Origin of the sequence: Oleomonas cavernae (assembly GCF_003590945.1) — a bacterium.
GTDB lineage: Bacteria > Pseudomonadota > Alphaproteobacteria > Zavarziniales > Zavarziniaceae > Zavarzinia > Zavarzinia cavernae.
Genome location: NZ_QYUK01000011.1, coordinates 1,304,050 through 1,329,770, shown reverse-complemented (window position 1 = coordinate 1,329,770; position 25,721 = coordinate 1,304,050). Strand labels below are relative to the sequence as shown.

The following is a 25,721-nucleotide window of genomic DNA, read 5'->3' as shown; positions in this document are numbered from 1 at the left end:
GCTCACCCGACCAGGACGGCGATGACCGCGTCGCGTTCGATCTTGCCGATCAGCCGATAGTCGTCGTCGACCACGCCCAGCGGCAGGCTGCTGGCCACCGCCTGGCCGGCAATTTCAGCGATCCGCGACCGGGCGCCGACCATGGCCCCCAGCGCCTCGCCCGGGATCGTCGGCTGGGCCAGCGAGCCGGCGGTCAGCACCTTGGCGCGCGAGACTTCCTTGGTGAATTCGGCGACATAGTCGGTCGCCGGATTCATCACCAGTTCCTCGGGCGTGCCGATCTGGATCACCTCGCCGTCCTTCATGATGGCGATGCGGTCGGCCAGGCGGATGGCCTCGTCGAAATCATGGGTGATGAAGACGATGGTCTTGGACAGCAGGCGTTGCAGGCGCAGGAACTCGTTCTGCATCTCGCGCCGGATCAGCGGGTCGAGCGCCGAGAACGGCTCGTCCAGGAACCAGATCTCGGGCTCCACCGCTAGGCTGCGGGCAATGCCGACACGCTGCTGCTGGCCGCCCGACAATTCGCGCGGATAGTAGTGCTCGCGGCCTTTGAGGCCGACGAGCTCGATCATGTGATGGGCCCGCTCGTCCCGCGCCGCCTTGGCGATGCCCTGGATCTCCAGGGGGAACGAGACATTGCCCAGCACGGTGCGATGGGGCAGCAGGGCAAAGCTCTGGAACACCATGCCCATCTTGTGGCGGCGGATGTCGATCAGTTCCTGCGGCGTCGCCCGCAACAGGCTGCGCCCTTCGAAGAAGACATCGCCCGCGGTCGGCTCGACCAGGCGGGACATGCAGCGTACCAGGGTGGACTTGCCCGACCCCGACAGGCCCATGATGACGAAGATCTCGCCCCGGGGCACGACCAGGGTTGCCGCGCGCACCGCGCCGATCAGGCCCGCGGCCTTCAGCTCATCGGCGCTCGGGCAGGGATTGGCGGCCAGGAAGGCTTGCGCGCCCGTACCGTAGACTTTCCAGACATCGCGGCAGACCAGCCCCATCTCGTCGAGAAACAGGGCCCGCTCGCGACCCTCGGCCGCCAGCTCGGGCGAAGACGCCGCCCCAGCCTCACCTTGCAACTGATGTATCAACGGCATTCTTCCTTGGACCTGGCGGATAGAATCTGAGCTTCAGCACCTGATTTGCGAGCCGTTAGAGGTACCGATTTCACCCCCGCCGTCATCCCGGCGAAGGCCGGGATCCATTCTGGGGCAACGCGCGACGTCGCAATGGAGTCCGGCCTGCGCCGGAATGACGGGTTAACCCAAGGGCACAGGGGAAGGCGTGCTACTTGCCCCAGGCCTGCCACTCGGCTTCATGCTTGGTCATCCAGGCGGCAACCACCTCCTCGATGGGCTTCTGCTCGAGGTCGACGGCACCGACCATCAGGTTGAGTTCGGCCCCGTCGATCGTATAGGCCTTCAACACCGCATAGGCGGTGGGCCACTTGGTTTTCATGTCGCCGACGCCGTATTTCCAGATCTTGCCGGTCGGCTTGCCGCAATCGTAGGGCTTGTCGGGATTGACGCCCCATTTGGGGTCCGTGTAGCAGCCCTCGGCGTAGGGGGGGAATTGGACCCACTCGCCTTCGAACTTGGAACTCACCCAGTGCGGCGAGTAGACCCACAGCATGATCGGCGCCTTGCGCTCATAGGCCGATTGCAACTCGGCATACATCGCCGCCTCGGTCCCGGAGTCGACCACGACGAAGGGCAGCTTCAGGGCCTCGGCCCGCTCCTCGTCATAGCCGCCCCAGGTACCAGTCATGCCCATGTAGCGGCCCTTGGGCGCGGTCTCGGGCGTGGAGAAAGCTTCGCCGCATTTCAGCAAGGCCTGCCAGTCGGGCAGGCCCGGACACTTCTCCTTCATGTAGAGCGGGTACCACCAGTCCTCGCGGGCGTCGGGGCCCAGGGCGCCCAACCGCTCGGTCTTGCCGGAGGCATCGGCCTTGGCCATCGCCTCGCCGGCCGTGGTATCCCACAGCTCGGGCATGAAGCTGATATCGCCGCTCTCCATGGCGACCAGGCCGCTCAGATAGTCGATCGTCACATATTCGACCTTGAAGCCCTTCTTCTCCAGGATCGTGCCGGCGATGCGCGCGGTCAGGTGCTCGCCCGTCCAGTCGTGCAGGCCGATCTTGATCGGATCGGCGGACTCGGCCCGGGCCGGCCCCATGGAAAATGTCGCCAAGGTCGCTGCGGCGAGCAGCGCACCAGTACGCAGGCCTCTGATCATCCCCGATCCCCCTTACAGCCGGTCACTGCCTCGATGATTGTGCAAGGCACAAAACTGTTGCGCGGTGCGACGAGACCGTCAATGAAAATTGTTTCGTGAGAAGAAAAGGATTTGCCGGAGGCCTTGGTCCGGCCGACGACCACGGCGCTGTGGCGTTCCTGGCGGGCGGCGGTTAGCTTGCGCGGGCGATGCGCCCGGACCGACTCTTTCCCCTCTTCGCCCCCCTGACCTCGCTGGCCGGGGTAGGCCCCAAGCTGGCCAAGCCGATCGCCAAGGCGGTGGGCGGCGACCGGGTGGTCGATGTCCTGTTCCACCTGCCCTTCGCCCTGGTCGATCGCCGTGCCCGGCCGACCATCGCGGCGGCACCGGTCAACCAGGTCGCGACCATCGCTGTAACCGTCGACGCCCACCGGCCCGGGCGCTCGCCCAAGCAGCCCTACAGGGTCGTGGTCAGCGATGAAACCGGCGAGATGCACCTGATCTACTTCAAGGCCGAGGGCGACTGGCTGCAGAAACTTCTGCCGCTGGGCAGCACGCGCCTGATCAGCGGCCGGGTCGAAAGCTATGACGGCCAGGCCCAGATGCCGCATCCCGACTATGTCGTGGCCCTGAACGAGGAAGAGCGCATTCCGGCGGTCGAGCCGATCTACCCGCTGTCGGCCGGCATCACCACCCGCCCGATGGCCAAGGCGGTACAGGCTGCCCTGGCCAAGGCCCCCACCGATCTGCCTGACTGGCTGGACGGCCCGCTGAAGGCCCGCGAGGGCTGGCCCGAATGGCATGGCGCCTGGACCAGCATTCACCGGCCCCAATCCGCCGACGATGTCGCGGTCGACGGCGCCGCCCGGCAGCGCCTGGCCTATGACGAATTGCTGGCCAACCAGCTTGCCCTGGCCCTGGTACGCCGGCAGTTGCGGCGGGTGCGGGGGCGCCCGATCGTCGGCACCGGCACCTTGCAGGACAAGCTGCGCGCGGCCCTGCCCTACCGGCTGACCCAGGCCCAGGAACTGGCGATCGCCGAAATCGCCGGGGACCTGGCGGCCCCCACCCGCATGTTGCGTCTGCTGCAGGGCGATGTCGGCTCGGGCAAGACCGTGGTCGCGCTGATCGCCATGGCGATCGCCATCGAAGCCGGCGCCCAGGCCTGCCTGATGGCACCGACCGAGTTGCTGGCGCGCCAGCATGCCGCCAGCTTAGGCCCCCTGTGCGAGGTCGCCGGCATCCGCCTGGGCATCCTGACCGGCCGCGATACCGGCACCGCCCGGCGGCGCATCCTGGAACAGCTCGCCCGGGGCGAAATCGATATCGTGGTCGGCACCCATGCCCTGCTCGAGGACGGGGTGGCCTACCGGAACTTAGGCCTGGCGGTGATCGACGAGCAGCATCGCTTTGGCGTCGACCAGCGCCTGACCATGGCCGCCAAGGGCAAGGAGGACGGCCTCGACGTCCTGGTGATGAGCGCCACGCCGATCCCCCGCACCCTGACCCTGACGGCTTTCGGCGACATGGATGTCTCGCGCCTGCTGGACAAGCCGCCGGGGCGCCAGAAGATCGATACCCGGGTGGTCTCCCTGGCCCGCCTGGGCGAAATGGTCGAGGCGGTCGCCCGCGCCCTCGACCGCGGGGCCCAGGTCTATTGGGTCTGCCCGCTGGTGGCCGAATCCGAAACCAGCGACGCCGCCGCGGCCGAAGAGCGCTTCGGCCATTTGCAGGCGCGTTTCGGGGAACTCGTCGGTCTGGTCCACGGCCGCCTGAAGCCCGCCGAAAAGGACCGGGTGATGCAGGAATTCGCCCAGGGCCACCTGAAGCTCCTGGTCGCCACCACGGTGATCGAGGTCGGCGTCGACGTGCCCCAGGCGACGGTCATGGTGATCGAGCAGGCGGAGCGTTTCGGCCTCGCCCAGTTGCACCAGTTGCGCGGCCGGGTCGGGCGCGGGGCCCAGGCCTCGTTCTGCATCCTGCTCTATGCCGCCAATACCGGGGAGACCGCCCGCAAGCGCCTGGAGGTCCTGCGCGATACCGACGACGGCTTCGTCATCGCCGAAGCCGACCTGAAGATCCGCGGCGCCGGCGAAATTCTGGGCACCAGACAGTCGGGCGTGCCTGAATTTCGCCTGGTGGATCTCGACCGTCATGGTGCTTTGATGGAGATCGCGCATGATGATGCACGCATGATCCTCGAGCGCGACCCACAGCTTCGCACGGCGCGGGGCGAAGCCTTGCGTACCCTGCTGTACCTGTTCGAACGTGATTCCGCGGTTCGCTATCTCGGTTCGGGCTAGCGGAACGCCACCACTCAAGACCCTAGGAACCCCGCATCATGGCCCAGATCGCCGTCCGTCTCGACAGCGGCATCGCCCTCGTCACCCTGGCCAGCCCGCCCGAGGGCCAGATCGGCAGCGACACCGTCGCCGAACTCGCCGCGACCGTCGCCTCGATTGAGGCGGATGCGACGGTCCGCGCGGTTGTCATCACCGGCGGGCTGGAGGACATCTTCGCTTCGCATTATTCGGTCCAGGAGCTGGAAGACCTCAGCCGCCGCCTGCGCGATGGCGACACCGGCGCGCCCGCCACGGCCATCGCCCTGCTGGTCGCCTTCGAACAGGTGCTCGGCCGGATCGAGGCAAGCCCCAAGCCCTGGATCGCGGCCATCAACGGCACCTGCCTGGGGACGGGTTTCGAACTGGCCCTGGCCTGCGACATCCGCATCGTCGAGGACGGCGACCATGCGATCGGCCTGCCGGAAATCAATGTGGGGCTTTTGCCGGGCGGCGGCGGCACCCAGCGCCTGCCGCGCCTGATCGGCGAGGCGCGCGCGCTCGAGCTGATCTTGATGGGCCGGACGGTGTCGCCCATCCAGGCGGTGCAATTGGGCCTGGCCCAGGAACTGGCCCCGGACCTGGCGATCGATGCGGCCATGATCATGGCCCGGCGCCTGGCCGACCAGCATCCCCCGGCCATCGCCCGCATCAAGCACCTGGTGCGCGGTGCGCGTGCCACGCCGATCGAGGTGGGCGCGTCGCTCGAGCGCGAGCGCCTGATCGAACTGCTGGGCCAGCGCGAGGTTGCCGAACTCCTGTCCGACCTCAACCACGGCTATCGCGACATCACGGATTAACAATAGCCTTCAAGCTATTGATTTTGCCTGCGCATCGTCCTGATTGATTCGATTGCCACCAGCACCAGCGCGGCCCAGATCAGGCCAAAGGTGACGAGGTGATAGGTGGTGAAGGTCTCGCCATAGGCGAAGACCGCGATCACGAACATGCCGGTCGGCGCGATATACTGAAACAGCCCGAGGCTGGACAGGGTCAGGCGCTTGGCAGCGGCGTTGAACCAGATCAGGGGCAAGGCGGTGACTACCCCGGCCAGCAGCAGCAATGCATCGGTCTGCCAGCCCAGGCGGAACAGGCTCCCCTGGCCTTGCAGCTCCAGCGCTGCCAACCAGGGCAAGGCGACAACCGCCATCGCCAGGCTTTCGATGGCAAAGCCGACCAGGGGATCGGCCGGCGCCATTTTCCGCAACAGGCCGTAAAGCCCGAAGGAGCCCGCCAGCAACAAGGCGATCCAGGGCGGCACACCCAGGTGGACGGTCAGGATCGTGACCCCGAGGGCAGCCAGGGCCACCGCGGCCTGCCGGGGTCGCGACAGCTTCTCGTTGAGGACGATGACCCCCAGCAGGACGTTCACCAGGGGATTGATGTAGTAGCCCAGGCTGGCCTCGAGCGCGCGTCCGGCCTGCACAGACCAGATGAAGAGATACCAGTTGCCGGCCAGCAGGGCCGCCGTGACCGCGAAGACAGCCAGGCGCCGCGGCTCGCGCAACTCACGCGCCAGGCCATCCAGGCGACCGGTCAGCGCCAGCAGGCCTAAGATGAACACGACCGACCAGACCGCGCGGTTGAGCATCACCTCCAACGCCGGAACCTGGCCCAGCATCTTCCAGTAATGCACCAGGGTGGCCCAGGCCGTGAAGGCGACGACGGCATAGATGCCGCCGGTCAGGCTGCGCTGCCGGGCGTCGGCTGTAACCTGGCTGTCGCTCATTTACTTGATGACTGTCGGACGCTCAATGCAGGCCCCGGCCAACCCCGGCGCGTGCCGCCAGCAGAAATTCGACGGCGACCACGATCGCCTCCCAGGCGGCGAGGCCGTCGGGATCGCCCATGGCGGCGAATTCGGCCGCGCGCATCTGGGCCATGTTGGTCGCCTCGGGGCCGTACTGATCGACGAGCTGGCGGGCGGTGGAGAGCACCTCCCGCTCGGTCTGCGACCAGGCCATGGACTCGCCGTCACGCCCGCGCAGCGGCGGCGTCAGGTGCGGCGGCCGGCGGCCGGCGCGGCGCGGGCGCGAGGGATTGAAGGGGCGTCTCACGGCTGCTTCTCGGGCACCGGCGCGAACGCCCGCACCAGTTCGTCGGCCCGGGCGAGTTGATCCGCCGTCAGGCCGGACTTCACCTTGTCGCGATTGCGCGCGGCATAGGGCGGGCCCTGCTCGACCGCCAGGGCATAGTAGACATAGGCCTGGACCGGATCCTTGCCGACGCCTTCGCCGTCTTCGTACATCACGCCCAGGTTGAACATGGCCGTCTGGTCGCCCTGGCGCGCGGCGCGCAGATACCAGCGTGCCGCTTCGGCCCGGTCCTGCGGCACCCCCAGGCCATTGTCGTACATCGCCCCGATATCGAACTGGGACGCGGCGTCGCCGGCTTCCGCCAGGGGTTTGAGCTCGGTCAGCGCGGTCGCGAAGTCGCCGTTGTGCAGCGCCGTCACCCCGGCGGCGCGATCGGCCAGGGCGCCCGGCGCCGTCGCCATCATCAGCCCCAGGCCGAAAAAGGCGGCCGCCAATCTTGCACTCGCACGCATTCTCTTCTCCATGACGGGCCCAACATCTCGGCCTTCGCCGCCCTTGGCAAGCCCAAGCCGGCGCAGGGCTGCCTTTCGCTTCGGCAATCAATCGCCCCATGCTCTACTGTATCCAGCCAGAAAAGACCCGAGGAAACGCGCTGATGGACCTGATTCTGCATCATTATCCGGCCTCGCCGTTTTCCGAGAAAACCCGGGTCGCCTTGGGCTACAAGGGGCTGACCTGGTCGTCGGTGACGATCCCGATGATGATGCCCAAGCCTAGCCTGCTGCCCTTGACGGGTGGTTACCGGCGCACCCCGGTGCTGCAGATCGGCGCCGACATCTATTGCGACACCAAGCTGATCCTCGACGAGGTGGAGCGGCGCCATCCCTTGCCGACCTATCATCCCGGCGGCGCGGCCGGGCGCGGCAGCGATCACATCCTGTCCTGGTGGGCGGATCACACGGTCTTTGCCTGTGGCGCGGCGGTCGTCTTCGGCGCCATCGCCCGCTTCGTTCCCGAGCCGTTCCTGGAAGATCGCCGCCAGCTCAGCGGCAGCCCCCTCGACATCGAGCAGATGGAAGCAGCCGGGCCGGCCATGCTGGGCCAGTTGCAAGCCCATCTTGCCGCGGCCCAGGCGCTGCTGGGGGCCAATCCCTATCTGCGCGGCTCGGCCCCCGGCGAGGCGGATTTCGCCCTATATCATGTCGTCTGGTTCGTGCGGAATTCCTATCCGGGCCAGGCGGCACTGTTCGGCCCCCTGCCCGCCCTGGCCGCCTGGATGGACCGCATCGCCGCCTTCGGCCATGGCATCGAGGTGCCCCTCGACGAGGCGGCGGCGCTGGACATCGCCCGCGCCGCCGCCCCCGAAGCCGACCTCCCCTTCGAGCCGGGCGATATCACCGGCCTGGCGCCGGGCGATGGCGTGACCGTCATGGCCGACGATTATGGCCGCGACCCGGTGGCCGGGCGTCTGGCGGGCCTGACGGGCGAGCGGATTTCACTCCTGCGCGAAGATTCCGCGGTCGGCAGCGTGGTCGTGCATTTCCCCCGCACCGGCTATCTGCTACGCCGGTTGCCCAATTCCTGATGTGTGAGGAGGCCCATGGACCGGGATCGACGCGATCAATTGATCGAGGCACTGCAAGGGCTCGCCGCCGATGACGATGCGATCGTCGTCGAAAATGCCCGGCGTGTCGCAACACTGGCCGATGAACTGGGCCTCGACTGGGCGGAAGCCCTGCCACGCCTGGGCGGCGGTGGCGGCCTGGAAGCCGATTTCGATCACGGCTCGATCGATTTCGACACCGAAGACGACGTCGCCGAGGGGCCTGCCGCCGCCGCGGTCGACGACGGCAACCTGGGGGCCTTGTTGCAGCGCCTGACGGCGCAGGCGGGCGTGTCGGTCGAAACGCGCACCGAACTGGAAGAATTCGCCCGTGACCTGGCGGCCGGCACCCTGGATCCGGGCGACCGCCGTTACATCGTGGCCCTCGCCGGCCGGCTGGGTCTGAGCACCTGAACGCGCTCTCTGTCACCTAGCGCCGGGAGCGCCGGCCGGTGACAGAACCGCCGGCTGGCCCGGCGCTGCCGGCGCCGTGGCGGCGGGCACGATCCGGCAATCCGGTTGGGCCAGTGTCTCCCGGCAATGGCTTTCCGCCGTCATCTTGTCGTAGGCGGCGCGATCGGCGCCGGGCCAAGTGTCGCCACTGGGGTTGGCTAGGCGGGAATCGGTCAGGCCGAGGGCCGAAAGAGATTCGCAACCAGTCAATACACCAACCGAACCGATCAGGCCGGCCGACAAGACTATTCGCCCCAAGCAACACTTCATTCCGGTTACATTCATGGCCATGGCGTCACCTATTTTTGGTGCGATCCAGCCCGACTGTGGCTGCACCGCAACACTTGCCCCAGAGTTGCCCCAAGCTTGGAGGGTCTCCAAATCGGCAGTTGTCGCTATCAGGGGGCGAGAATACATTGCCACTGCGAAAGTGGTTGGTGCATTAGGTACTTGGCGCCTGAATTGCGGTCTGTTTTTCCGGTCAGGATCGCCCTTGGTTCCTCGCACCGCACCATGTCGAGTTTTCGTTACGTTGGGCCAGGCTGGAACCCGTAACGGATGCATTGAACGATAATGAATTGAACGGAGACGGTCATGAGACTTGCCCTGGGTCTGGTTAGCGCAGCCGCTATTCTCGTTGCTGGCGCAGCCGCGCAGGCCGACATGGTGTCTGGTCCCTATATCACCGGCTTCGGTGGCTACACGATCAACCCGGATGTCGGGGTCGATGTGGGTCCCTTCCACGGCGATCTGTCCTTCGAAGACGGTTGGATCGGCGGCGCCGCGGTCGGTTATGACTGGGGCCGTGGCCGCCTGGAATTCGAAGGCGCCTACCACTTCAACAAGCTCGACTCCCTGGATCTCGACGGCTTCGCCCCCATCCAGGCCGGCGACGAGGATGACCTGTCGGCCATCTCCGGCATGATCAATGCCCTCTATGACTTCGAGAACACCTCGATCGTCACCCCCTATATCGGCTTCGGCATGGGCGCCGCCTATCTCGACGACGACAATGACACCGATACGGTCCTGGCCTACCAGGGCATCGTCGGGACCAAGGTCTCGATCACCGAGAACCTCTCGGGCCTGGTCGACTATCGTTACTTCCGCACGCTCGAGACCGATCTGGGCGGCGTCAAGTTCGAATACGAGCAGCACATCATCACCGCGGGCCTGACCTACAACTTCGGCACCCCGCCCGCCCCGCCGCCGGCCGAACCCGCCCCGATGGTCGAGCCGGCCCCGGCGCCGGTGCTCGCCCGCTCCTACATGGTGTTCTTCGATTGGGACTCGGTCGCGATCTCGTCCGAAGCCTCGCAGATCATCCGTGATGCGGCCGCTGCCGCGCAGCAACTGGGCGTGACCCGTATCGAGCTGACCGGCCATGCCGACCGGTCGGGCTCGGCCCGTTACAATCAGCGCCTGTCGCTGAAGCGCGCCGATGCCGTGAAGGCGGAACTGGTGGCGCTCGGCGTGTCGGCCGACTCGATCAGCACCGTCGGCAAGGGCGAGACGGCACCGTTGGTGCCGACTCCCGATGGCGTTCGTGAACCGCAGAACCGTCGCGTCGAGATCGTTCTGCCGTAAGACATTGACGGGTAAAGGTGGACCACTCGCCCGCCGTCAAGTGAACCAGTACCGTCGGCGCAGTTGAACAGGCTGCGCCGACGTCATGTGATGAAGTCCAAACGAATCGAAACGGAGATACCTATGCGCATTACCTTGGGACTCGTTAGCGCCGCCGCGATCATGGTCGCCGGTGCCGCCGCTCATGCCGAGCGGGTCGGCCCTTACGGCAGCGTCTTCGGCGGCTATGTCATTCTGCAGGACGCCGACCTCGAGGTCGGGACCGCCAGCGCCGAGGCGGAATTCGATGACGGTTGGGCCGGCGGCGTCGCCTTCGGTTACGACTGGGGCGGCCCCCGCCTCGAAGCAGAAGTCAGCTATCGTCGCAACGAAAACGACCGGATCAGCGCCGGCGGTGCCTCCGCCCCGCTGGCGGGTCATGTCTCGGCGCTGGCGGTCATGCTGAACGCGTTCTACGACTTTACCAACTCGTCGCGCTTCACGCCCTACCTCGGCGCCGGTATCGGTGTCGGGGTGATCGACGCGGCTGACGGCCGTGTGGACCCCGGCCCCGTTTTCCTGAACGACACCGACGTCGTCTTCGCCTACCAGGGCATCGCCGGTGTGAAGGTCGCCGTCACCGAGGGGCTGTCGCTGTTCGTCGACTATCGCTATTTCGCGACTCTCGACCCCAGCTTCAACCTGCCTGGCGCCGGTCCTGACCTGGATGCCGAATACGCCACCCACAACCTCATGGTGGGCCTGACCTACAACCTCGGCACCGGCATCGTCACCGCCGAGCCGACCCCGCCGGCCGTGGCGCCCCCGCCGGCCGAAGTCGCCCGCAACTACATCGTGTTCTTCGACTGGAACTCGACCGCGATCACCCCGGAAGCCCAGGCAATCATCCAGGATGCGGCCAATGCGGCCTCGTCGCTGGGCGTCTCGCGCATCGAACTGACCGGTCACGCCGACCGTTCGGGCTCGGCCGCCTACAACCAGGGCCTCTCGGTGCGTCGCGCCAATGCCGTGAAGAAGGTGCTGATCGGCCTGGGTGTCCCGGCCGCCGGCATCACCACCATCGGCAAGGGCGAGAGCGCCCCGCTCGTCCCGACCCCCGATGGTGTCCGCGAGCCGCAGAACCGCCGCGTCGAAATCGTGATGTAATTCATCACGATCCAGCTACGGGATCGAGGGCGCCGGGGAAACCCGGCGCCCTTTTCCGTTTCTGGCTACCCCGCGTTGTAATTTGATGGACCATGAGAATAAATCACTTTTAAGTTGTGTTATTCGCGCCAACAGGTGCATTGAAGCAACACTTGGCGGCGACCGGCTCGGGCCAGGCAAAGTTTGCCGGAGAGTTGTTGACCTCGCGCCCGACCTGCCGGAAATCTAGGCACGGTTCCGCCTTGGAAAGCTCCCAAGACGGCGGTAGGTTCAAAAACGTAGTCGAATCGGAGAAGACAATGCGCATTACCCTGGGTCTCGTCAGCGCTGCTGCGCTCATGGTTGCCGCGTCGGCCGCTCATGCGGATCGCGTCGGCCCCTACCTCAGTGCTTTCGGCGGCTATGTCATTCAGCCTGATCTCGAGATCAGCTCGGGCGGCGCCGACGGCGAACTGTCGACCGACAACGGCTGGGCCGCCGGCGGTGCCATGGGCTACGACTTCGGCCGTCCCCGCGTCGAAGCCGAGGTCACCTATCGCCGCAACGAAGCCGACGAAATCTCGTCGGGCGGCGCCACGGTCGATGTGGACGGCAACCTGTCCTCGCTCGCCGTGATGATCAACGCCCTCTACGACTTCGAGAATTCATCGCGCTTCACCCCGTACATCGGTGCCGGCATCGGTGCTGCCTGGGTATACGCCAATGACATCGGCGTGCCTGGTGCCCGTGTGGACGATGACGACGTGGTCTTCGCTTACCAGGGCATCGCCGGCGTAAAGGTTGCCGTCACCGGCGGCCTGTCGCTGTTCGTCGACTACCGCTATTTCGCCACGCTCGATCCCGAGTTCGACGCGCCGGGCGGCGGCACGATCGAGAGCGAATATGCTACGCACAACATCATGGCCGGCCTGACCTACAACTTCGGCACCGGCGCTGCGCCGATGGCCGAACCGGCCCCGGCGGCGGCTCCGGCTCCCGCCCCGGCGGATGCCCGGTCGTACATCGTGTTCTTCGACTGGAACTCGACCGCGATCACCCCGGAAGCCCAGGCGATCATCCAGGACGCGGCCAATGCAGCCTCGTCGCTGGGCGTCGCCCGCATCGAACTGACCGGTCACGCCGACCGTTCGGGTTCGGCCGCCTACAACCAGGGTCTGTCGCTGAAGCGCGCCAAGGCGGTTGCCACGGTGCTGGTCGGTCTGGGCATTCCGGCCGCCAACATCACCACCGTCGGCAAGGGCGAGAGCGCCCCGCTCGTCCCGACCCCCGATGGCGTCCGTGAGCCGCAGAACCGCCGCGTCGAAATCGTGATGTAATTCATCACGATCCAGGCACAGGATCGAGGGCGCCGGGGCAACCCGGCGCCCTTTTCTTTGCGCGCAAAGGCCGAGACCTTGGCATTGCTGGGATTTTAGGTTCAGCCCACTGCCGTCATTCCGGCGAAGGCCGGAATCCATTGTGACATCTCGTGCTGCCCTACGATGGAACCCGGCCTACGCCGGGATGACGATACTGGCTCCGAGAATACCGGCCGGGCAGGGTACCGAAGTTCAGCAGGTCTTGCCGTTCAAGGAACTGCGCACGACCATCGGCGCGGTCGCCGAGAAGGTGCCGAGTTCTTCGGCCTTCACGGCATTGACCTTGTCGAGCAGGCCGTCAGCCACCTTGCAATAGTCGTACGTCTTGCCGCCGCGCTGGGAAATTTCGTTCGCCAGGGCGGTCACGTAGATGTCGAACTGCTTCATGTAGGCCGTGCCGAACTGGCGCTTGAACAGGGCCTGCAACGCCTTGGTCTGCTTGACCATCTCGGGCGAGAACTTGCGCACGAAGGCATTGTACTTGTCGGCGATCTTCAAGTCGGGATTCTTGTGGCAGCGCAAGGCCGCCACCATCAGCTCGGTCTGCAGTCGGCGGACATCGTCGGCGGAAACCTCGGCCGGTTTGCGGCAGATGGTGGGGGCGACGACATCGGCCTGGATCTGGTTGCCGGGGCCGATCTTGGGCGCGCCAGGGGCGACCGGCAGGGCCGGGAGCGCTGGCCGCGGCATTGCCACGGTGGTGCCGGCGGCGGCCGTCGGCTTGCGGCTGGGCATCGGCGGCCCGCCGGCAACCAACGGGCCGGTGATTTCAGGTATGACAGGTGCCACCGCGACAGGCGCGGGCGGCGGCGCGGTCACTGCTGCTTCTTCGGGCTTGCCCCCAAACATCGAACAGGCCTGCAACCCCAGAGCGACAGTCAACGCCGCGAATGCAATACGGGTCGACGACATCCCCATGCCCCTTGAACAAGTCGAATCATCTATTGACCACAAATACACCAGCAGGGAGTCCGCTGGCGAGAAAAAGAAACCAAGATTGCGGGATCTGGGCGACTTGGGTCAATTCGGCGGCGATAGGCCGGCCGCCGGGCATTTGGTGAGCCGGAAGGGAATCGAACCCTTGACCCCAAGATTAAAAGTCTCGTGCTCTACCGACTGAGCTACCGGCTCTCACCAAATTGGGACATACGGCTTCGAACGATAGTCGACTCGGCCGCGGCGCGCACCTTAGAGGGGTGGCTACCCCGGGGTCAATAGCCCCTCGCCTGCTTTACTAATAGTCGGCGGCGCCGGTCTCGAAATCCGCGACGAAGGCGGCGAGTTGCCCGCGCCGGATCGCCGTGCGCAGCCCGGCCATCAAATCCTGGTAATAGGTCAGGTTGTGCGCGGTCATCAAGGTGGCGCCCAGGATCTCGCTCGACCGTACCAGGTGGTGGATATAGGCGGCGGAGTAGTCCCGGCAGGCCGGGCAGCGGCACTTGTCGTCCAGCGGCCGCGGCTCATCGGCGTATTTCGCGTTACGGATGTTGACGGCGCCCTGCCGGGTGAAGGCTTGGCCGTTGCGGCCGGACCTGGTGGGGATGACGCAGTCGAACATGTCGATGCCGCGGGCGACGGCGCCGACAATATCGGCGGGCTTGCCCACCCCCATCAGGTAGCGCGGCCGCTCCTGCGGCAGGTGCGGGGTGGTGGCGGCGATGACCTCGAACATCACCGCCTGCGGCTCGCCCACTGCCAGGCCGCCCAGGGCGTAGCCGGGAAAACCGATCTCGATCAGGCCCTGCGCCGATTCCTGCCGCAGGTCCTGCTCGGTGCCCCCCTGCACGATGCCGAACAGCGCCCGGCCCGGCGGCGGCGCGCTGGCCTCGAAGGCTGCCTTCGATCGCCGGGCCCAGCGCAGGGAGAGCTGCATCGCCCGGGCGGTTTCCTCGCGACTGGCCGGCAGGGCGACGCATTCGTCGAGCTGCATGGCGATGTCGGAATCGAGCAGGCGCTGGATCTCGATGGATCGCTCCGGCGACATGGCGTGAGCGCTGCCGTCGTGATGCGAGCGGAAGGCGACACCCTCCTCGGTGATCTTGCGCAGGGAAGCCAGCGACATGACCTGGAAGCCGCCGGAATCGGTCAGGATCGGGTGGGGCCAGTTCATGAACTTGTGCAGCCCGCCCAGGCCGGCCACCCGCTCTGCCCCCGGCCGCAGCATCAGGTGATAGGTATTGCCCAGCAGGATGTCGGCGCCGGCCTTGCGCACCGCCTCGGGCGGCACCGCCTTGACCGTCGCGGCCGTGCCCACCGGCATGAAGGCCGGCGTGCGGATCACACCGCGCCCCGTGCGGATATTGCCGACCCGGGCGGCCCCGTCGCGCGCCTCGACATGGAAACGGAAATCGGTCGCGGTCATGAGCCAGGATCCACTCGGTCGATCAGGCAGGCATCGCCATAGGAATAGAAACGATACCCTTGGGCAACGGCATGGGCATAGGCCGCCTTCATGCGCGCCGTCCCGGCAAAGGCCGAGACCAGCATGAACAGGGTCGATTGCGGCAGATGGAAATTGGTCAGCAGCAGGTCGGCGGTGCGGAAGCGGTAGCCTGGCGTGATAAAGATATCCGTCCAGGCCCCGAAAGGCGCCACGGTACCGGCCGGCGTCGCCGCACTTTCGATCAGGCGCAGGGCCGTGGTGCCCAGGGCCACGATCCGCTTGCCGGCGGCACGGGCGGCATTGATGCGCGCGGCGGCATGGGCACTCACCTCGCCCCATTCGGCGTGCATCCTGTGATCGTCGGTATCGTCGACCTTGACCGGCAGGAAGGTCCCTGCCCCCACGTGCAAGGTCACCGCCACCCGCTCGACCCCCATCGCGTCGAGCCGGCCCAGCATGGTCGGGGTCAGGTGCAGGCCGGCCGTGGGCGCCGCGACAGCGCCGGTGCGCTCGGCAAAGGCTGTTTGATAGTCGGTGCGATCCTGGTCGTCGGGTTCGCGCTTGCGCGCGATATAGGGCGGCAGGGGCATGGTGCCGACCCGGTCCAGCGCCGCCATCAAGGCCGCCCCCGCCACATCGAAAGACAGGGTGATGGTGCCGTCCTCGGCCTTGGCGATGATGTGGGCGACAAGCGCGCCGAACACGACCGTGCTGCCGGGGCGAAAGCGTTTGCCCGGCCGCGCCAAGCATTCCCAGGTATGGTCGTCGACGGCGTGGATCAGGTTGACCTCGACCCGCCCCTCGCCGATCCGACCGACCAGCCGCGCCGGGATCACCTTGGTGTCGTTGACCACCAGCAGGTCGCCGGCACGCAACAGGTCGGGCAGGTCCCCGATGGTGCGGTCGCTCAGGCCGTCGGCGGTGATCCGCAGCAGGCGCGCGCTCTCCCGCGGCTCGGCCGGGCGAACGGCGATCCGATCCGGCGGCAGGTCGAAATCGAAATCGGCGACTTTCATGAGGGTGCTGCACCTTTGCCCTCTCCGCCGCTTGCGGGGGAGAGGGAGGGGCCCGTCGCGTCAAGCAACGGGAGGGTGAGGTGGTCGGTGGAATAGAACTCTATGCCGGCGCCCACCTCACCCAACCCTCTCCCCCCTGAGGGCGGAGAGGGCTCGCCATTTACTTCACGTCGGCCTGGACCTTCATCGAGACGATCTTGTCCGGCGGCGGGGCGACGGTGCCCGACTGGCCCTGGCCACGCTTGATCTTGTCGACGAATTCCATGCCCGAGACGACCCGGCCGAACACCGTGTACTGGCCGTCGAGGAAGCGCGAGGGCTGGAAGCAGATGAAGAACTGGCTGTCGCCGCTGTCGGGGCTCTGCGAGCGGGCCATGCCCACCGTGCCGCGCAGGAACGGCTCCTGGGTGAATTCGGCGCGCAGCTTCTTGCCCGAGCCGCCGGTGCCGGTGCCGGTGGGATCGCCGGTCTGGGCCATGAAGCCCTCGATCACGCGGTGGAACACGATGCCGTCATAGAAGCCCTGGCGGGTCAGCTCCTTGATGCGGGCAACGTGCTGGGGCGCCAGGTCCGGGCGCAGCTCGATGACGACCGTGCCGTCCTTGAGCTGCAGGAGCAGCGTGTTTTCGGGATCGGTCGCGGCGGAGGCAGTCGTTGTCATGGCAAACATCGCTAAAAGGAATGCAAACAGGCGCTTCATACCCCAACTCCTGTGGTAGGTCTCGGGTAAAGAGGATCGGCCGTCAGGCCGACTTCAGGCTTTCGAGCTTGGCGGTCAGCCGCCGGGCCACAGAAGGCGGCACGAATGCGGCGAAATTGCCGCCCAGGCGGGCGACATCCTTCACCAGGCTGGAGGCGATCGCCTGGTGCACCAGATCGGCCATCAGGAACACGGTCTCGACCTCCGGCGCCATGGTGGCGTTCATGCCCGTCATCTGGAACTCGTAGTCGAAATCGGTGCCCGAGCGCAGGCCGCGCAGCAGCACCGTCGCCTGGTTGGCGCGGGCGAAATCGACCACCAGGCCCTTGAACGGCACCACGTCGATCGCGCCGATGCCGGGCTCGTCGGCCAGATCGGTGACGATCTCGTTCATCATGTCCATGCGTTCCTCGAAACTGAAGAACGGTGACTTGCCGGAATTGACCCCGATGCCCACCACCAGCCGGTCGACCAGCTTGGCCCCCGGCGGATGATGTCGTGATGGCCAAGCGTCGGCGGGTCGAAGGTGCCGGGATAGACGCCGATGCGGGTCATGCTTCGGTTGCCCCCTCGCCCGTTTCGCCCTCGATCTCGTCGTCGTCCATCCCGTCTTCGATCCGGGTGACCGAGACGACATGCTCGTCCTTGGCGGTGCGGAACAGGGTGACACCCTGGGTATTGCGGCTGGCCACGCGCACGTCGTGCACGGGGCAGCGGATGACCTGGCCGCCGTCGGTGACCAGCATGACCTGGTCACGGTCGGTGACCGGGAAAGCCGCGGTCAGATTGCCGTTCCGGGCCGAGGTCTGGATCGCGATGATGCCCTTGCCGCCGCGCCGCGTCAGCCGGTATTCATAGGCCGAACTGCGCTTGCCGTAACCGTTCTCGGTCACGGTCAGCAGGAACTCCTCGCGTGCCTGAAGCTCGGCGAAACGCTCGTCCGACAGGGCCACTTCCGCGCCGTCCTCGCCGCCCTCCTCCTCGTCGTCGACAGCAACGTCGGCGATCTCTTCATCGCCACCAGCGGCAGCCTTGCGGGCAGCCTTGAGATAGGCCCGCAACTCGGCCGGCTCCGCCTCGACATGGCCCAGCAGGCACATGTCGACGACCTTTGCCCCCTCGTCTAGGCGGATGCCGCGCACGCCGGTCGAATGGCGGCTGGCGAACTCGCGCACCTCGCCCACGGGGAAGCGGATGGCGCGGCCGCTATCGACGGCCAGCAGGATGTCCTGGCCTTCGTCGCAGGGCGCCACGGCGATCAGCTCGTCGTCGGCATCCTCGCCCTCGAACTTCATGGCGATCTTGCCGTTGGCGCGGACATCGACGAAGTCGGACAGGGCGTTGCGGCGGATATTGCCCTTCCTGGTCACGAAGACGACGTGCAGGCGGGCCCAGCTTTCCTCGTCCTCGGGCATCGGCATGACGGTGGCGATGCGCTCGCCCGCTTCCAGGGGCAGCAGGTTCACCAGGGCCTTGCCCCGGGCCTGGGGGCCCCTTCGGGCAGGCGCCAGACCTTCATCTGATAGGCGATGCCGCGCGACGAGAAGAACAGCACGGGCGTATGGGTATTGGCGACGAAGACGCGGCTGACGAAATCCTCGTCGCGCGTCGACATGCCGACCTTGCCCTTGCCGCCGCGGCGCTGCGCCCGATAGGCCGACAACGGCACGCGCTTGATGTAACCGCCATGGCTGACGGTGACGATCATGTCCTCGCGCTGGATCAGGTCCTCGTCTTCGAGGTCGCCGGTATAGGCCACCACCTCGGTCCGGCGGGCGTTGCCGAACTCGGCCTTAACCGCGACCAGCTCGTCCTTCATGATGCCGTAGAGCACGTCGCGGCTGCGCAGGATGCTGAGCAGGTAGATGATGCGGGTGCCCAGTTCCTTGAGCTCGGCCTCGACCTCGTCGCGGCCGAGCGCCGTGAGGCGCTGCAGGCGCAGGTCGAGGATGGCACGGGCCTGGATCTCGGTCAGGCGGTAGGTGCCGTCGACGGCGCCTTGCTGGCCGGTCTCCTCGACCAGTTTCAGCAGGGCATCGACCGAGGCCACCGGCCAGTCGCGGCCCATCAGGGCCTCGCGCGCGCTCGCCGGATCGGGCGAGGTGCGGATGACCCGGATCACCTCGTCGATATTGGCGACGGCGACGGCCAGGCCGGCCAGGATATGGGCGCGGTCGCGGGCCTTGTTCAGTTCGAACTTGGTGCGCCTCGTGATGACCTGCTCGCGGAATTCCACGAAGGCGTGGATCAGCTGCTTGAGGTTCATCAACTCGGGCTTGCCGTGGTTGAGCGCCAGCATCTGCACGCCGAAGCTTTGCTGCAGCGGCGTGTGCTTGAAGAGCTGGTTCAGCACGACATCGGCCACCGCGTCGCGCTTGAGCTCGACCACCACGCGCACGCCGTCGCGGTCGGATTCGTCGCGCACCTCGGCGATGCCTTCGATGCGCTTGGAGCGCATCTCCTCGCCGATCTTCTCGAGCAGGGTGGCCTTGTTGACCTGGTAGGGGATCTCGGTCGCGATGATCGCCTCGCGATCCTTGCGGATCTCCTCGAAATGCGTGCGTGCCCGCATCAGGACCGAACCGCGCCCTGTTTGCAGCGCGAGGCGCGCGCCGCCGCCGCCGATGATCAGGCCGCCCGTCGGGAAGTCGGGCGCTTGCACGATGTCGATCAGGGCATCGAGCGAGATGTTCGGGTCTTCCATGTAGGCCAGGCAGGCATCGATAACGTCGCGCAGATTGTGCGGCGGGATGTTGGTTGCCATGCCGACGGCGATGCCGCCCGCGCCGTTGACCAGCAGGTTGGGAAAGCGCGCCGGCAGGACCACCGGCTCGAATTCCGAATTGTCGTAGGTGCCCTGGAAATCGACCGTATCCTTGTCGATATCCTCGAGCAGCGCATGAGCGGGCTTGCCCATGCGAATTTCGGTGTATCGCATGGCGGCCGGCATATCGCCGTCCATCGAGCCGAAATTGCCCTGCCCGTCCAGCAGCGGCAGGCGCATCGAAAACGGCTGGACCAGCCGGACCATGGCCATGTAGATCGCCGAGTCGCCGTGCGGGTGATATTTACCCATCACCTCGCCGACGATGCGCGCCGACTTGCGGTAAGGCTTGTTCCACTCATAGCCGCCCTCTTTCATCGCGTAGAGGACGCGGCGATGCACGGGCTTCAGGCCGTCGCGCGCATCAGGCAGCGCCCGGCTCACGATCACGCTCATCGCATAGGAGAGGTAGGAGGTGCGCATCTCCTCTTCGATGGAGATCGGCACGATGTCGTGACGCGGAGGGACACCGCCAGGGGGGACGGCGCCGCCTTCGTCCTGCGGCTCCGGCTGGTCTGCAGTATTGGGTTCGGTCAACGGGAAATGCTTGCTGTGGGCGCCGGTGATCGACGTCTAGGAAGGCCGGGCGCTGGCCGATTCCGTAACGCGACTGTAGCAAGTCGCAGGCCCGCGAAGCAAGCCGCACCGGTGCCCTCTGCCGGTGTGAAAAAGGCCGCATAAGCCATTGTGGCTAAAAGGTTTTTTTGGCAATGCGGAAATCCAGGAAGAGGCCGCCGCGGAGGCCATCGCGAAAACCCGCCGACAAACCCCGGAATCACCCTCAAAGCCGTCCTTCACCGCCCGTCCGCCGAGCGCCGACTACCTGGGTGATAGCCATCTTGACGGGCAATGGACTTTGCAAAACAACCGGATTAGCCTTTCAGCCTGTTCGACCGATGGAGGGACCCATGCGGCAAGGCTTATTCGCGCTGATCGTGGGGTTGGCGGCACTGTTTGCGGTCGCTCCGCCCGCGCTGGCCCAGCAGGACCAGGCCGAATTCGAGCGGATCGTGAACTCGCTCGATTTCCGCCGCGGTGCCATCAAGCTCGACAACGGCTTGGCTACGATCGACCTGCCCGATGCCTTCCGCTACCTAGGCCCGGCCGATGCCCAGACCATGCTCACCAAGCTGTGGGGCAATCCGCCGGGGGCCGGCCAGGGCACCCTGGGCATGATCCTGCCCACCGACCCCTCCCCCTTCTCGCCCGAAGGCTGGGCCGTCATCGTCTATTATAATCCAGCCGGTTACGTCAGCGACGAAGATGCCGCCGACCTCGATGCCGAGCAATTGATGAAGGACATGCAGGCGGCGACGGCCGAAGGCAACAAGGAGCGGGCCGCCCAGGGTTACGAGGAGGTCCACCTCCTGGGCTGGGCGCGCGAGCCGCGCTATGACGCGGTGGCCAAGAAGATCCATTGGGGCAAGCGCCTGACCTTCGGCACGGCGACGGATGAAACGCTGAACTACGAGATCCGCGTGCTCGGCCGCCGCGGCTATCTCGAGCTGAACGTGGTGGCCCCGATGTCGGCCCTGCCGAATATCGACCAGACCTCGGACAAGATCCTGGCCATGGTCCATTTCGACCAGGGCAATACCTATGCCGAATTCAATCCCGACGTCGACGAAACCGCCGCCTACGGCATCGCCGGCCTGATCGCCGGCGGCCTCCTGACCAAGGCCGGTTTCTTCAAGGGCCTGATCGCCTTGCTGATAGCCTCGAAGAAACTGGTCGCCATCGGCGTGGTGGCTTTCGGCGCCGGCATCTATGCGGCGATCAGGCGGTTCTTCGGCCGGCGTGGCACACCGCCCAACGCCTGAAGGATTGTTTCGAAAGTCAGCCCTGCGGGAGACGCCGTGGCGATCAATTCGTTGCCGCGCCGACCAGGACCGGCTTCTCGCGGTAGAGCGCCGGGAACAGGCGCTCGAGGTTCTCGATCTTGGGCAGGTCGTTGTAGACGATATAGGGATAGGTCGGGTTCAGGGTGAGGAAATCCTGATGATACCGCTCGGCCGGATAGAACGCCTTGCCAGGCTCCAGCGTGGTGGCGATCGGGCCGGCAAAGACCTTGGCCTCGTTCAATTGTGCGATATAGGCCGCGGTGATCTTCTGCTGTTCGGCATTCTGCGGAAAAACCGTGGAGCGGTATTGGGTGCCGGTGTCGGGGCCCTGGCGATTGAGCTGGGTCGGATCGTGGGCGACCGAGAAATAGACCTGCAACAGCGTGCCGTAGGAAACCAGCCTGGGGTCGTAGCTGATCTCGACCGCCTCGGCATGACCGGTGCGGCCGCTGCCGACGATCTGGTAGATCGCCGTGTCCTGCGCCCCGCCGGCATAGCCCGAGACGGCACCGGTGACGCCCGTCACATGCTGGAACACCCCCTGGACACCCCAGAAGCAGCCACCGGCGAAGACCGCCGTGGCCGTTTCGGCACTGCCCGCCGCTACGTCGATCGCCGGCGGCGGGATGACGACGGCCGCCTCGGCCGATTGGGCCGGCAGGCGCCACAGCAAGGCGCCCACGGGCAGCAGGGCAAACAGCCCCAGGAAGGCGGCGCGGGTCATTCTGGCACTGGCAACCATGGTGGCGATCCTTTGGAAAACCTGTAGAGCAGGTTCGCCCGGGCCAGCCCTGAAGTTACGGTGAGCTGCCCGGTCCGCCGGCCGCGCTACTGATGGACCAGCCTGGCACTGCCGCATTGAAGATCGATCACCGCCACCTCGGCCGTGCCGATCCGAACGCCCAGGGTATCGAGCAGCAGGTCGACGATACCATCGAGAAGCGGCCCGAGAACGTCGCCGATCAAGGTGCCGGCGACGAACGTGACGAGATCGACGATCGGCTGCAAAAGGCCCCCGACGGCGCCCGAGACTTGCAGCCTCAGAGCATCTTTCAGTTTTTTGCCGAGATTGGAGAGGATATCGGTCGTGCCGACCGAGGTGCCGCTGGGAAAATCGGCCGTGTCGGACTTATGCCCCGGCTGCGCGAAGGCCGCATAGATGTCGGGAAAGACCGCCTGGTCCAGCGTGTCGGCTCCTTTGACGTCCGGCGAGGCGGTCGGGGCACCGATGGGCAGGTTCACCCCAAGATCGACCGACAGAATCTTGAGCGGCGGCTGGATGAGACCCCAAAGATTATAGCCGATGCCAAGGACGTTGAACGGATCGGCATGGGCCGGCGCGCTGTTGGACAGGAAGTCGGTGGGATCGATCTGGCCGACATGGGCCGAGGCCAGGCCGGTATCGATGTCCATGCCGACGTAGCGATCGGCCGTCGATGCCGGTTCGCAGCCGAGCTTGGTGACGCGCACCTGCGACGGCGCGACGGCGATGCCGACGCTGAGATTGTCGTTGGCATTCGGGCCGTAGGTCGGCAGCAGATCGACGTCCAGCCCCAGAAGCTGCACGATGTCGAGCAGGCCGTTGACGAGGCCGAGCACCCCGCTCAGCGCACCCTGCCAGTCGACGCGCAGCAGCAGGCGGATCTGCGCGGTGCGCAGGATGTTGTCGCCGTTGCGGATGTCTTCCTCGGTGATCTTGCGGAACCCCAGGGGCGGTTGCGGCTGCTCGGTGATCGAAAGATCCAGGCTGGCGCCGAGAAACGTCCCCAGGGAGACCGACACGGGATGCTGCCCGGTGGCGTTGGCGGCGGTCGACGCGGCCAGGATCGATGCCGTCACCAGATCGAAGACGTTGACCGGGATGGCAAGCCCGGCATCGTTGTTGCCAAGGCCCACGCCCAGAAGCTCTCCCAGCTTCAGGTTGACGTCCTGGAGTTGGAGCAGCGGCAGCTTGTTGATCCCCGGGAAGGCGTCGCCCAGGCCGACACCGAGGTCGACGGCCGACGGATCGCCGTCATAGGCATTGTGGGCCAGTTCGGTGACGACCCCAGGACCCCCAGGACCGAGGCATCCGCGCTCAACAGGCCGTCGTAGTCGCCGACGGTGGCGCCGACCTTGACGGCATAGGCGTCCAGAAACGACAGCAGTTCGACGTTCGCCCCGACCAGACCGTTGTAGTCGAGGGCACTGAGGCTGACATTCCCGCCCAGCAAGGCGCCCAGCAGCGCATTGAGCAGCCCCTCGTCCAGGTTGGCCAGGCCGCTCGCGATCTTCACCGTCGTGTAGCGGCCGGTGGTAACCGCGGTCGAGGTGACATCCAGATCAAACGCATCCGTGGCGATGATCCGGGAAAAAAACCGCGGGGAGTCGGTCGTCCCGGTCAGCTTGACGGCGTTGGGCGAGTTCATGTTGCTGCCCGAAGCCTGGAAGCGGCTGCCCAGGGCGCGCGTGCGGCTGTAGTTGCCAAAGTCGATCCCGGTCAGGGATTGCGCCGGAAAATCGTTGGCGATCATGGTGTTCAGCGCGGCGTTGCGTGCGTTCGCCCGTTCGGCGCCCGAACCGTCCAGGGCGCCAGCGGCGGCGATGGCGGCCAGATCGAGGGAATCCTGCAATCGCTGCTTCGAGTAGTAGGCATAGCCCAGGTCGACGACGAAGGCGGACATGACCAGCAGCAGCGGCAGCGCGACCGCGAAGAGCATGGCCGCCGCACCCCGCTCGCCATGCGACTGCCTCGATGTCAATTCGCGCATTTTTAGGCCCCTGGAAGCCGACACAACCAAACTCGAATCCCATTTGCAGCCTATTGCGGGGATTGGCCAAATCACCCCGTTTCCGATCCACTTTGATATCAAAATAGGGGGAATATTCGCGCGTTCGCCGCCCACCAGGGATTGCGGCCGATCGGCTCTGCCAGCCGATCACCCCTGGAATTCCAGCTTTTCCTCTAGGAAAACCGGCGTTTTTCTATGGAGCAAGCCTGTCCGCATGCCCTGGCGATCGTGCCGCTCCATCGCGCTCGCGCGCACGGCTCGCCGGCCATATATTCCCATTACGGATGCTTTTACCGCAAAAATGGGCGCCCTCTAGTCCGGGCGGTAGGTGAGCGGCCCCGGGGCGTTGCCCTGGATGGTCAGGCTGTTGGCGGCCGCCTCGAAACGAACCGCCCCGCTGACGCTGAAGGGGCTGCCGTCGGGCTGCCGGCAGCGCTCGAATTTCAGGTCGGCGGCGTCGAGCCGCCAATCGCACTGGCCGCTCGTCTTGTTGCCCAGAAGCGGCCCGGTCACGAACGAGGCGCTTTCGCCCTGGAAGACGATGACCATCAGGCCCTTCTGCTGCTCCAGGGTCTTGCGCGTCTGCGGCGTGGCGGCGCCGGCGGCCTCGAACGCCTGATAGGTCGCGTCGACATCCAGCACATAGCGGCCCTGGGGACCGGACCCTGCCGCCCAGGATGCGGCCCCGCCGGCCATGCTCAGGGCGAGGGCGAGCGAGCACGAAAAAATACGCATATTCGTCTCCTGCGGTAAGCGGCAGGTGCCGTGACTTGCCTTCACCCTGACGGCCGGACGTTCCGGCCAATCAGGCTCAGAACGGGATTTCGTCGTCCAGGCCCGGGCCGCCGCCGGGGCCGCCACGGCCACCGCCGCCGCCCGAACGACCGCTACCGCCGCCGAAGCCGCCGCTGGAACGGCCACCGCCGCCGCCGCCGTAACCGGGATCGCTGTCGTCATCGCCGCTGCCAAAGCCGCCGCCCTCACCCTTGCCGTCCAGCAGGGTCAGCTCGCCGCGGAAGCGCTGCAGCACCACCTCGGTCGAAAATTTCTCGGCCCCGGACTGGTCGGTCCATTTGCGGGTCTGGAGCGAGCCTTCGATATAGACCTTGGAGCCCTTGCGCAGATAGTTCTGGGCGATCTTGGCCAGGTTCTCGTTGAAAATGACCACCCGGTGCCATTCGGTGCGCTCCTTGCGCTCGCCCGACATCTTGTCCTTCCAGGTGTCGGATGTTGCCACCGACAGGTTCACCACCGGGTTACCATCCTGCAAGGTGCGGGATTCAGGGTCGCGCCCCAGATTGCCGACCAGGATGACCTTGTTGACGCTGCCTGCCATGGCTCTCCCTTGGTGCTTGCAGCACCGCAAAACTGGAACATAATAGGAACAAATATGCCGACTCGTTCAAGTGGCATGTTGAGGTGGTTCTAGCTCATAATCATGGCCGAG

The 25,721-nt window shown here is 66.2% G+C and carries 23 protein-coding genes, 1 tRNA gene and 1 pseudogene; 8 read left to right on the top strand and 17 right to left on the bottom strand.

Going from position 1 to position 25,721, the window contains the following annotated elements:
• Positions 1-2: 2 nt before the first annotated feature.
• Positions 3-1,082, bottom strand: coding sequence for a quaternary amine ABC transporter ATP-binding protein (locus tag D3874_RS10080; protein ID WP_199699007.1), 1,080 nt, complete (start codon positions 1,080-1,082; stop codon positions 3-5).
• A gap of 208 nt (positions 1,083-1,290) precedes the next feature.
• Positions 1,291-2,238: an ABC transporter substrate-binding protein gene (locus tag D3874_RS10075; protein WP_119777974.1), complete on the bottom strand. Its 948-nt coding sequence runs from the start codon at positions 2,236-2,238 to the stop codon at positions 1,291-1,293.
• A gap of 188 nt (positions 2,239-2,426) precedes the next feature.
• Between D3874_RS10075 and recG the strand changes: the two genes are divergently transcribed.
• Entirely contained in the window at positions 2,427-4,520 is a 2,094-nt protein-coding gene (recG, locus tag D3874_RS10070; RefSeq protein WP_119777973.1) for an ATP-dependent DNA helicase RecG, read from the top strand.
• Positions 4,521-4,558: 38 nt separating this feature from the next.
• A complete protein-coding gene (locus D3874_RS10065) occupies positions 4,559-5,356 on the top strand; it encodes an enoyl-CoA hydratase/isomerase family protein (RefSeq protein WP_119777972.1) in 798 nt (265 codons plus the stop codon).
• A gap of 14 nt (positions 5,357-5,370) precedes the next feature.
• Here the strand turns inward: D3874_RS10065 and rarD are convergent, their stop codons facing one another.
• Genes rarD through D3874_RS10050 form a run of 3 tightly spaced genes read right to left on the bottom strand, consistent with a single transcriptional unit; the run spans position 5,371 to position 7,104 of the window.
• Complete coding sequence (gene rarD / locus D3874_RS10060; protein WP_119777971.1) at positions 5,371-6,285, bottom strand: EamA family transporter RarD; 915 nt, start codon at positions 6,283-6,285, stop codon at positions 5,371-5,373.
• Positions 6,286-6,307: 22 nt separating this feature from the next.
• Positions 6,308-6,613 carry a hypothetical protein gene (locus tag D3874_RS10055; RefSeq protein WP_119777970.1) on the bottom strand — a complete coding sequence of 102 codons (306 nt, stop codon included), beginning with the start codon at positions 6,611-6,613 and terminating at the stop codon, positions 6,308-6,310.
• Entirely contained in the window at positions 6,610-7,104 is a 495-nt protein-coding gene (locus tag D3874_RS10050; protein ID WP_119777969.1) for a tetratricopeptide repeat protein, read from the bottom strand. The genes D3874_RS10055 and D3874_RS10050 overlap by 4 nt, the downstream gene beginning before the upstream one ends.
• 143 nt (positions 7,105-7,247) lie before the next feature.
• Here D3874_RS10050 and D3874_RS10045 point away from each other — a divergent pair, with 143 nt between their 5' ends.
• The 5 genes from D3874_RS10045 (at position 7,248) to D3874_RS10025 (ending at position 12,697) form a co-directional block, all read left to right on the top strand.
• Positions 7,248-8,177: a glutathione S-transferase family protein gene (locus tag D3874_RS10045; RefSeq protein ID WP_158595925.1), complete on the top strand. Its 930-nt coding sequence runs from the start codon at positions 7,248-7,250 to the stop codon at positions 8,175-8,177.
• A 15-nt stretch (positions 8,178-8,192) separates the two neighbouring features.
• Positions 8,193-8,609 carry a hypothetical protein gene (locus tag D3874_RS10040; RefSeq protein ID WP_147385610.1) on the top strand — a complete coding sequence of 139 codons (417 nt, stop codon included), beginning with the start codon at positions 8,193-8,195 and terminating at the stop codon, positions 8,607-8,609.
• Between the two features lie 633 nt (positions 8,610-9,242).
• Complete coding sequence (locus D3874_RS10035; protein ID WP_119777966.1) at positions 9,243-10,235, top strand: OmpA family protein; 993 nt, start codon at positions 9,243-9,245, stop codon at positions 10,233-10,235.
• A 123-nt stretch (positions 10,236-10,358) separates the two neighbouring features.
• Positions 10,359-11,381, top strand: coding sequence for an OmpA family protein (locus D3874_RS10030; protein ID WP_158595924.1), 1,023 nt, complete (start codon positions 10,359-10,361; stop codon positions 11,379-11,381).
• 299 nt (positions 11,382-11,680) lie between these two features.
• Positions 11,681-12,697, top strand: coding sequence for an OmpA family protein (locus D3874_RS10025; RefSeq protein ID WP_119777964.1), 1,017 nt, complete (start codon positions 11,681-11,683; stop codon positions 12,695-12,697).
• A gap of 234 nt (positions 12,698-12,931) precedes the next feature.
• Here D3874_RS10025 and D3874_RS10020 read toward each other — a convergent pair whose 3' ends face one another.
• From D3874_RS10020 to gyrA, 7 genes and pseudogenes are all read right to left on the bottom strand, one after another.
• Positions 12,932-13,474, bottom strand: a complete 543-nt coding sequence (locus tag D3874_RS10020; protein ID WP_119777963.1) for a hypothetical protein — start codon at positions 13,472-13,474, stop codon at positions 12,932-12,934.
• Positions 13,475-13,794: 320 nt separating this feature from the next.
• A tRNA-Lys gene (locus tag D3874_RS10015) sits at positions 13,795-13,870 on the bottom strand.
• Positions 13,871-13,973: 103 nt separating this feature from the next.
• The gene (gene tgt / locus D3874_RS10010; protein ID WP_119777962.1) at positions 13,974-15,101 is read right to left on the bottom strand and encodes a tRNA guanosine(34) transglycosylase Tgt; all 1,128 of its coding nucleotides are present in this window, start codon (positions 15,099-15,101) and stop codon (positions 13,974-13,976) included.
• Positions 15,098-16,138: a tRNA preQ1(34) S-adenosylmethionine ribosyltransferase-isomerase QueA gene (gene queA, locus D3874_RS10005; RefSeq protein ID WP_119777961.1), complete on the bottom strand. Its 1,041-nt coding sequence runs from the start codon at positions 16,136-16,138 to the stop codon at positions 15,098-15,100. The genes tgt and queA overlap by 4 nt, the downstream gene beginning before the upstream one ends.
• Positions 16,139-16,298: 160 nt before the next feature.
• On the bottom strand, positions 16,299-16,799 hold the full coding sequence (locus tag D3874_RS10000; protein WP_199699006.1) for a peptidylprolyl isomerase: 501 nt from the start codon (positions 16,797-16,799) through the stop codon (positions 16,299-16,301).
• Between the two features lie 82 nt (positions 16,800-16,881).
• Positions 16,882-17,298 carry a pantetheine-phosphate adenylyltransferase gene (coaD, locus tag D3874_RS09995; protein ID WP_338016700.1) on the bottom strand — a complete coding sequence of 139 codons (417 nt, stop codon included), beginning with the start codon at positions 17,296-17,298 and terminating at the stop codon, positions 16,882-16,884.
• Positions 17,299-17,389: 91 nt separating this feature from the next.
• Positions 17,390-20,085, bottom strand: a pseudogene (gene gyrA, locus D3874_RS09990) (DNA gyrase subunit A).
• Positions 20,086-20,570: 485 nt separating this feature from the next.
• Here gyrA and D3874_RS09985 point away from each other — a divergent pair.
• The gene (locus D3874_RS09985; protein WP_158595923.1) at positions 20,571-21,482 is read left to right on the top strand and encodes a DUF2167 domain-containing protein; all 912 of its coding nucleotides are present in this window, start codon (positions 20,571-20,573) and stop codon (positions 21,480-21,482) included.
• Positions 21,483-21,525: 43 nt separating this feature from the next.
• On the opposite strand, the gene msrA is transcribed toward D3874_RS09985, so the two are convergent.
• The 5 genes from msrA to ssb all read right to left on the bottom strand — a co-directional run bounded on the left by msrA (position 21,526) and on the right by ssb (position 25,610).
• Positions 21,526-22,245, bottom strand: a complete 720-nt coding sequence (msrA, locus tag D3874_RS09980) for a peptide-methionine (S)-S-oxide reductase MsrA (protein ID WP_119777958.1) — start codon at positions 22,243-22,245, stop codon at positions 21,526-21,528.
• Between the two features lie 86 nt (positions 22,246-22,331).
• Positions 22,332-23,399 (bottom strand): hypothetical protein, encoded by a 1,068-nt coding sequence (locus D3874_RS09975; protein WP_119777957.1) that lies wholly within the window; start codon positions 23,397-23,399, stop codon positions 22,332-22,334.
• A gap of 20 nt (positions 23,400-23,419) precedes the next feature.
• Positions 23,420-24,253, bottom strand: a complete 834-nt coding sequence (locus D3874_RS09970) for a pilus assembly protein TadG-related protein (RefSeq protein WP_119777956.1) — start codon at positions 24,251-24,253, stop codon at positions 23,420-23,422.
• Between the two features lie 333 nt (positions 24,254-24,586).
• Positions 24,587-25,009 carry a hypothetical protein gene (locus D3874_RS09965; RefSeq protein WP_147385608.1) on the bottom strand — a complete coding sequence of 141 codons (423 nt, stop codon included), beginning with the start codon at positions 25,007-25,009 and terminating at the stop codon, positions 24,587-24,589.
• A gap of 76 nt (positions 25,010-25,085) precedes the next feature.
• On the bottom strand, positions 25,086-25,610 hold the full coding sequence (ssb, locus tag D3874_RS09960) for a single-stranded DNA-binding protein (protein ID WP_119777954.1): 525 nt from the start codon (positions 25,608-25,610) through the stop codon (positions 25,086-25,088).
• Positions 25,611-25,721: the final 111 nt, after the last annotated feature.

Coding starts and splice junctions, on each gene's coding strand:
- D3874_RS10075 (WP_119777974.1), bottom strand. CDS start 2,238: ATGATCAGAGGCCTGCGTACTGGTGCGCTGCTCGCCGCAGCGACCTTG.
- recG (WP_119777973.1), top strand. CDS start 2,427: ATGCGCCCGGACCGACTCTTTCCCCTCTTCGCCCCCCTGACCTCGCTG.
- D3874_RS10065 (WP_119777972.1), top strand. CDS start 4,559: ATGGCCCAGATCGCCGTCCGTCTCGACAGCGGCATCGCCCTCGTCACC.
- rarD (WP_119777971.1), bottom strand. CDS start 6,285: ATGAGCGACAGCCAGGTTACAGCCGACGCCCGGCAGCGCAGCCTGACC.
- D3874_RS10050 (WP_119777969.1), bottom strand. CDS start 7,104: ATGCGTGCGAGTGCAAGATTGGCGGCCGCCTTTTTCGGCCTGGGGCTG.
- D3874_RS10045 (WP_158595925.1), top strand. CDS start 7,248: ATGGACCTGATTCTGCATCATTATCCGGCCTCGCCGTTTTCCGAGAAA.
- D3874_RS10040 (WP_147385610.1), top strand. CDS start 8,193: ATGGACCGGGATCGACGCGATCAATTGATCGAGGCACTGCAAGGGCTC.
- D3874_RS10035 (WP_119777966.1), top strand. CDS start 9,243: ATGAGACTTGCCCTGGGTCTGGTTAGCGCAGCCGCTATTCTCGTTGCT.
- D3874_RS10030 (WP_158595924.1), top strand. CDS start 10,359: ATGCGCATTACCTTGGGACTCGTTAGCGCCGCCGCGATCATGGTCGCC.
- D3874_RS10025 (WP_119777964.1), top strand. CDS start 11,681: ATGCGCATTACCCTGGGTCTCGTCAGCGCTGCTGCGCTCATGGTTGCC.
- D3874_RS10020 (WP_119777963.1), bottom strand. CDS start 13,474: ATGCCCAGCCGCAAGCCGACGGCCGCCGCCGGCACCACCGTGGCAATG.
- tgt (WP_119777962.1), bottom strand. CDS start 15,101: ATGACCGCGACCGATTTCCGTTTCCATGTCGAGGCGCGCGACGGGGCC.
- queA (WP_119777961.1), bottom strand. CDS start 16,138: ATGAAAGTCGCCGATTTCGATTTCGACCTGCCGCCGGATCGGATCGCC.
- D3874_RS10000 (WP_199699006.1), bottom strand. CDS start 16,799: ATGACAACGACTGCCTCCGCCGCGACCGATCCCGAAAACACGCTGCTC.
- D3874_RS09985 (WP_158595923.1), top strand. CDS start 20,571: ATGCGGCAAGGCTTATTCGCGCTGATCGTGGGGTTGGCGGCACTGTTT.
- msrA (WP_119777958.1), bottom strand. CDS start 22,245: ATGGTTGCCAGTGCCAGAATGACCCGCGCCGCCTTCCTGGGGCTGTTT.
- D3874_RS09970 (WP_119777956.1), bottom strand. CDS start 24,253: ATGCGCGAATTGACATCGAGGCAGTCGCATGGCGAGCGGGGTGCGGCG.
- D3874_RS09965 (WP_147385608.1), bottom strand. CDS start 25,009: ATGCGTATTTTTTCGTGCTCGCTCGCCCTCGCCCTGAGCATGGCCGGC.
- ssb (WP_119777954.1), bottom strand. CDS start 25,610: ATGGCAGGCAGCGTCAACAAGGTCATCCTGGTCGGCAATCTGGGGCGC.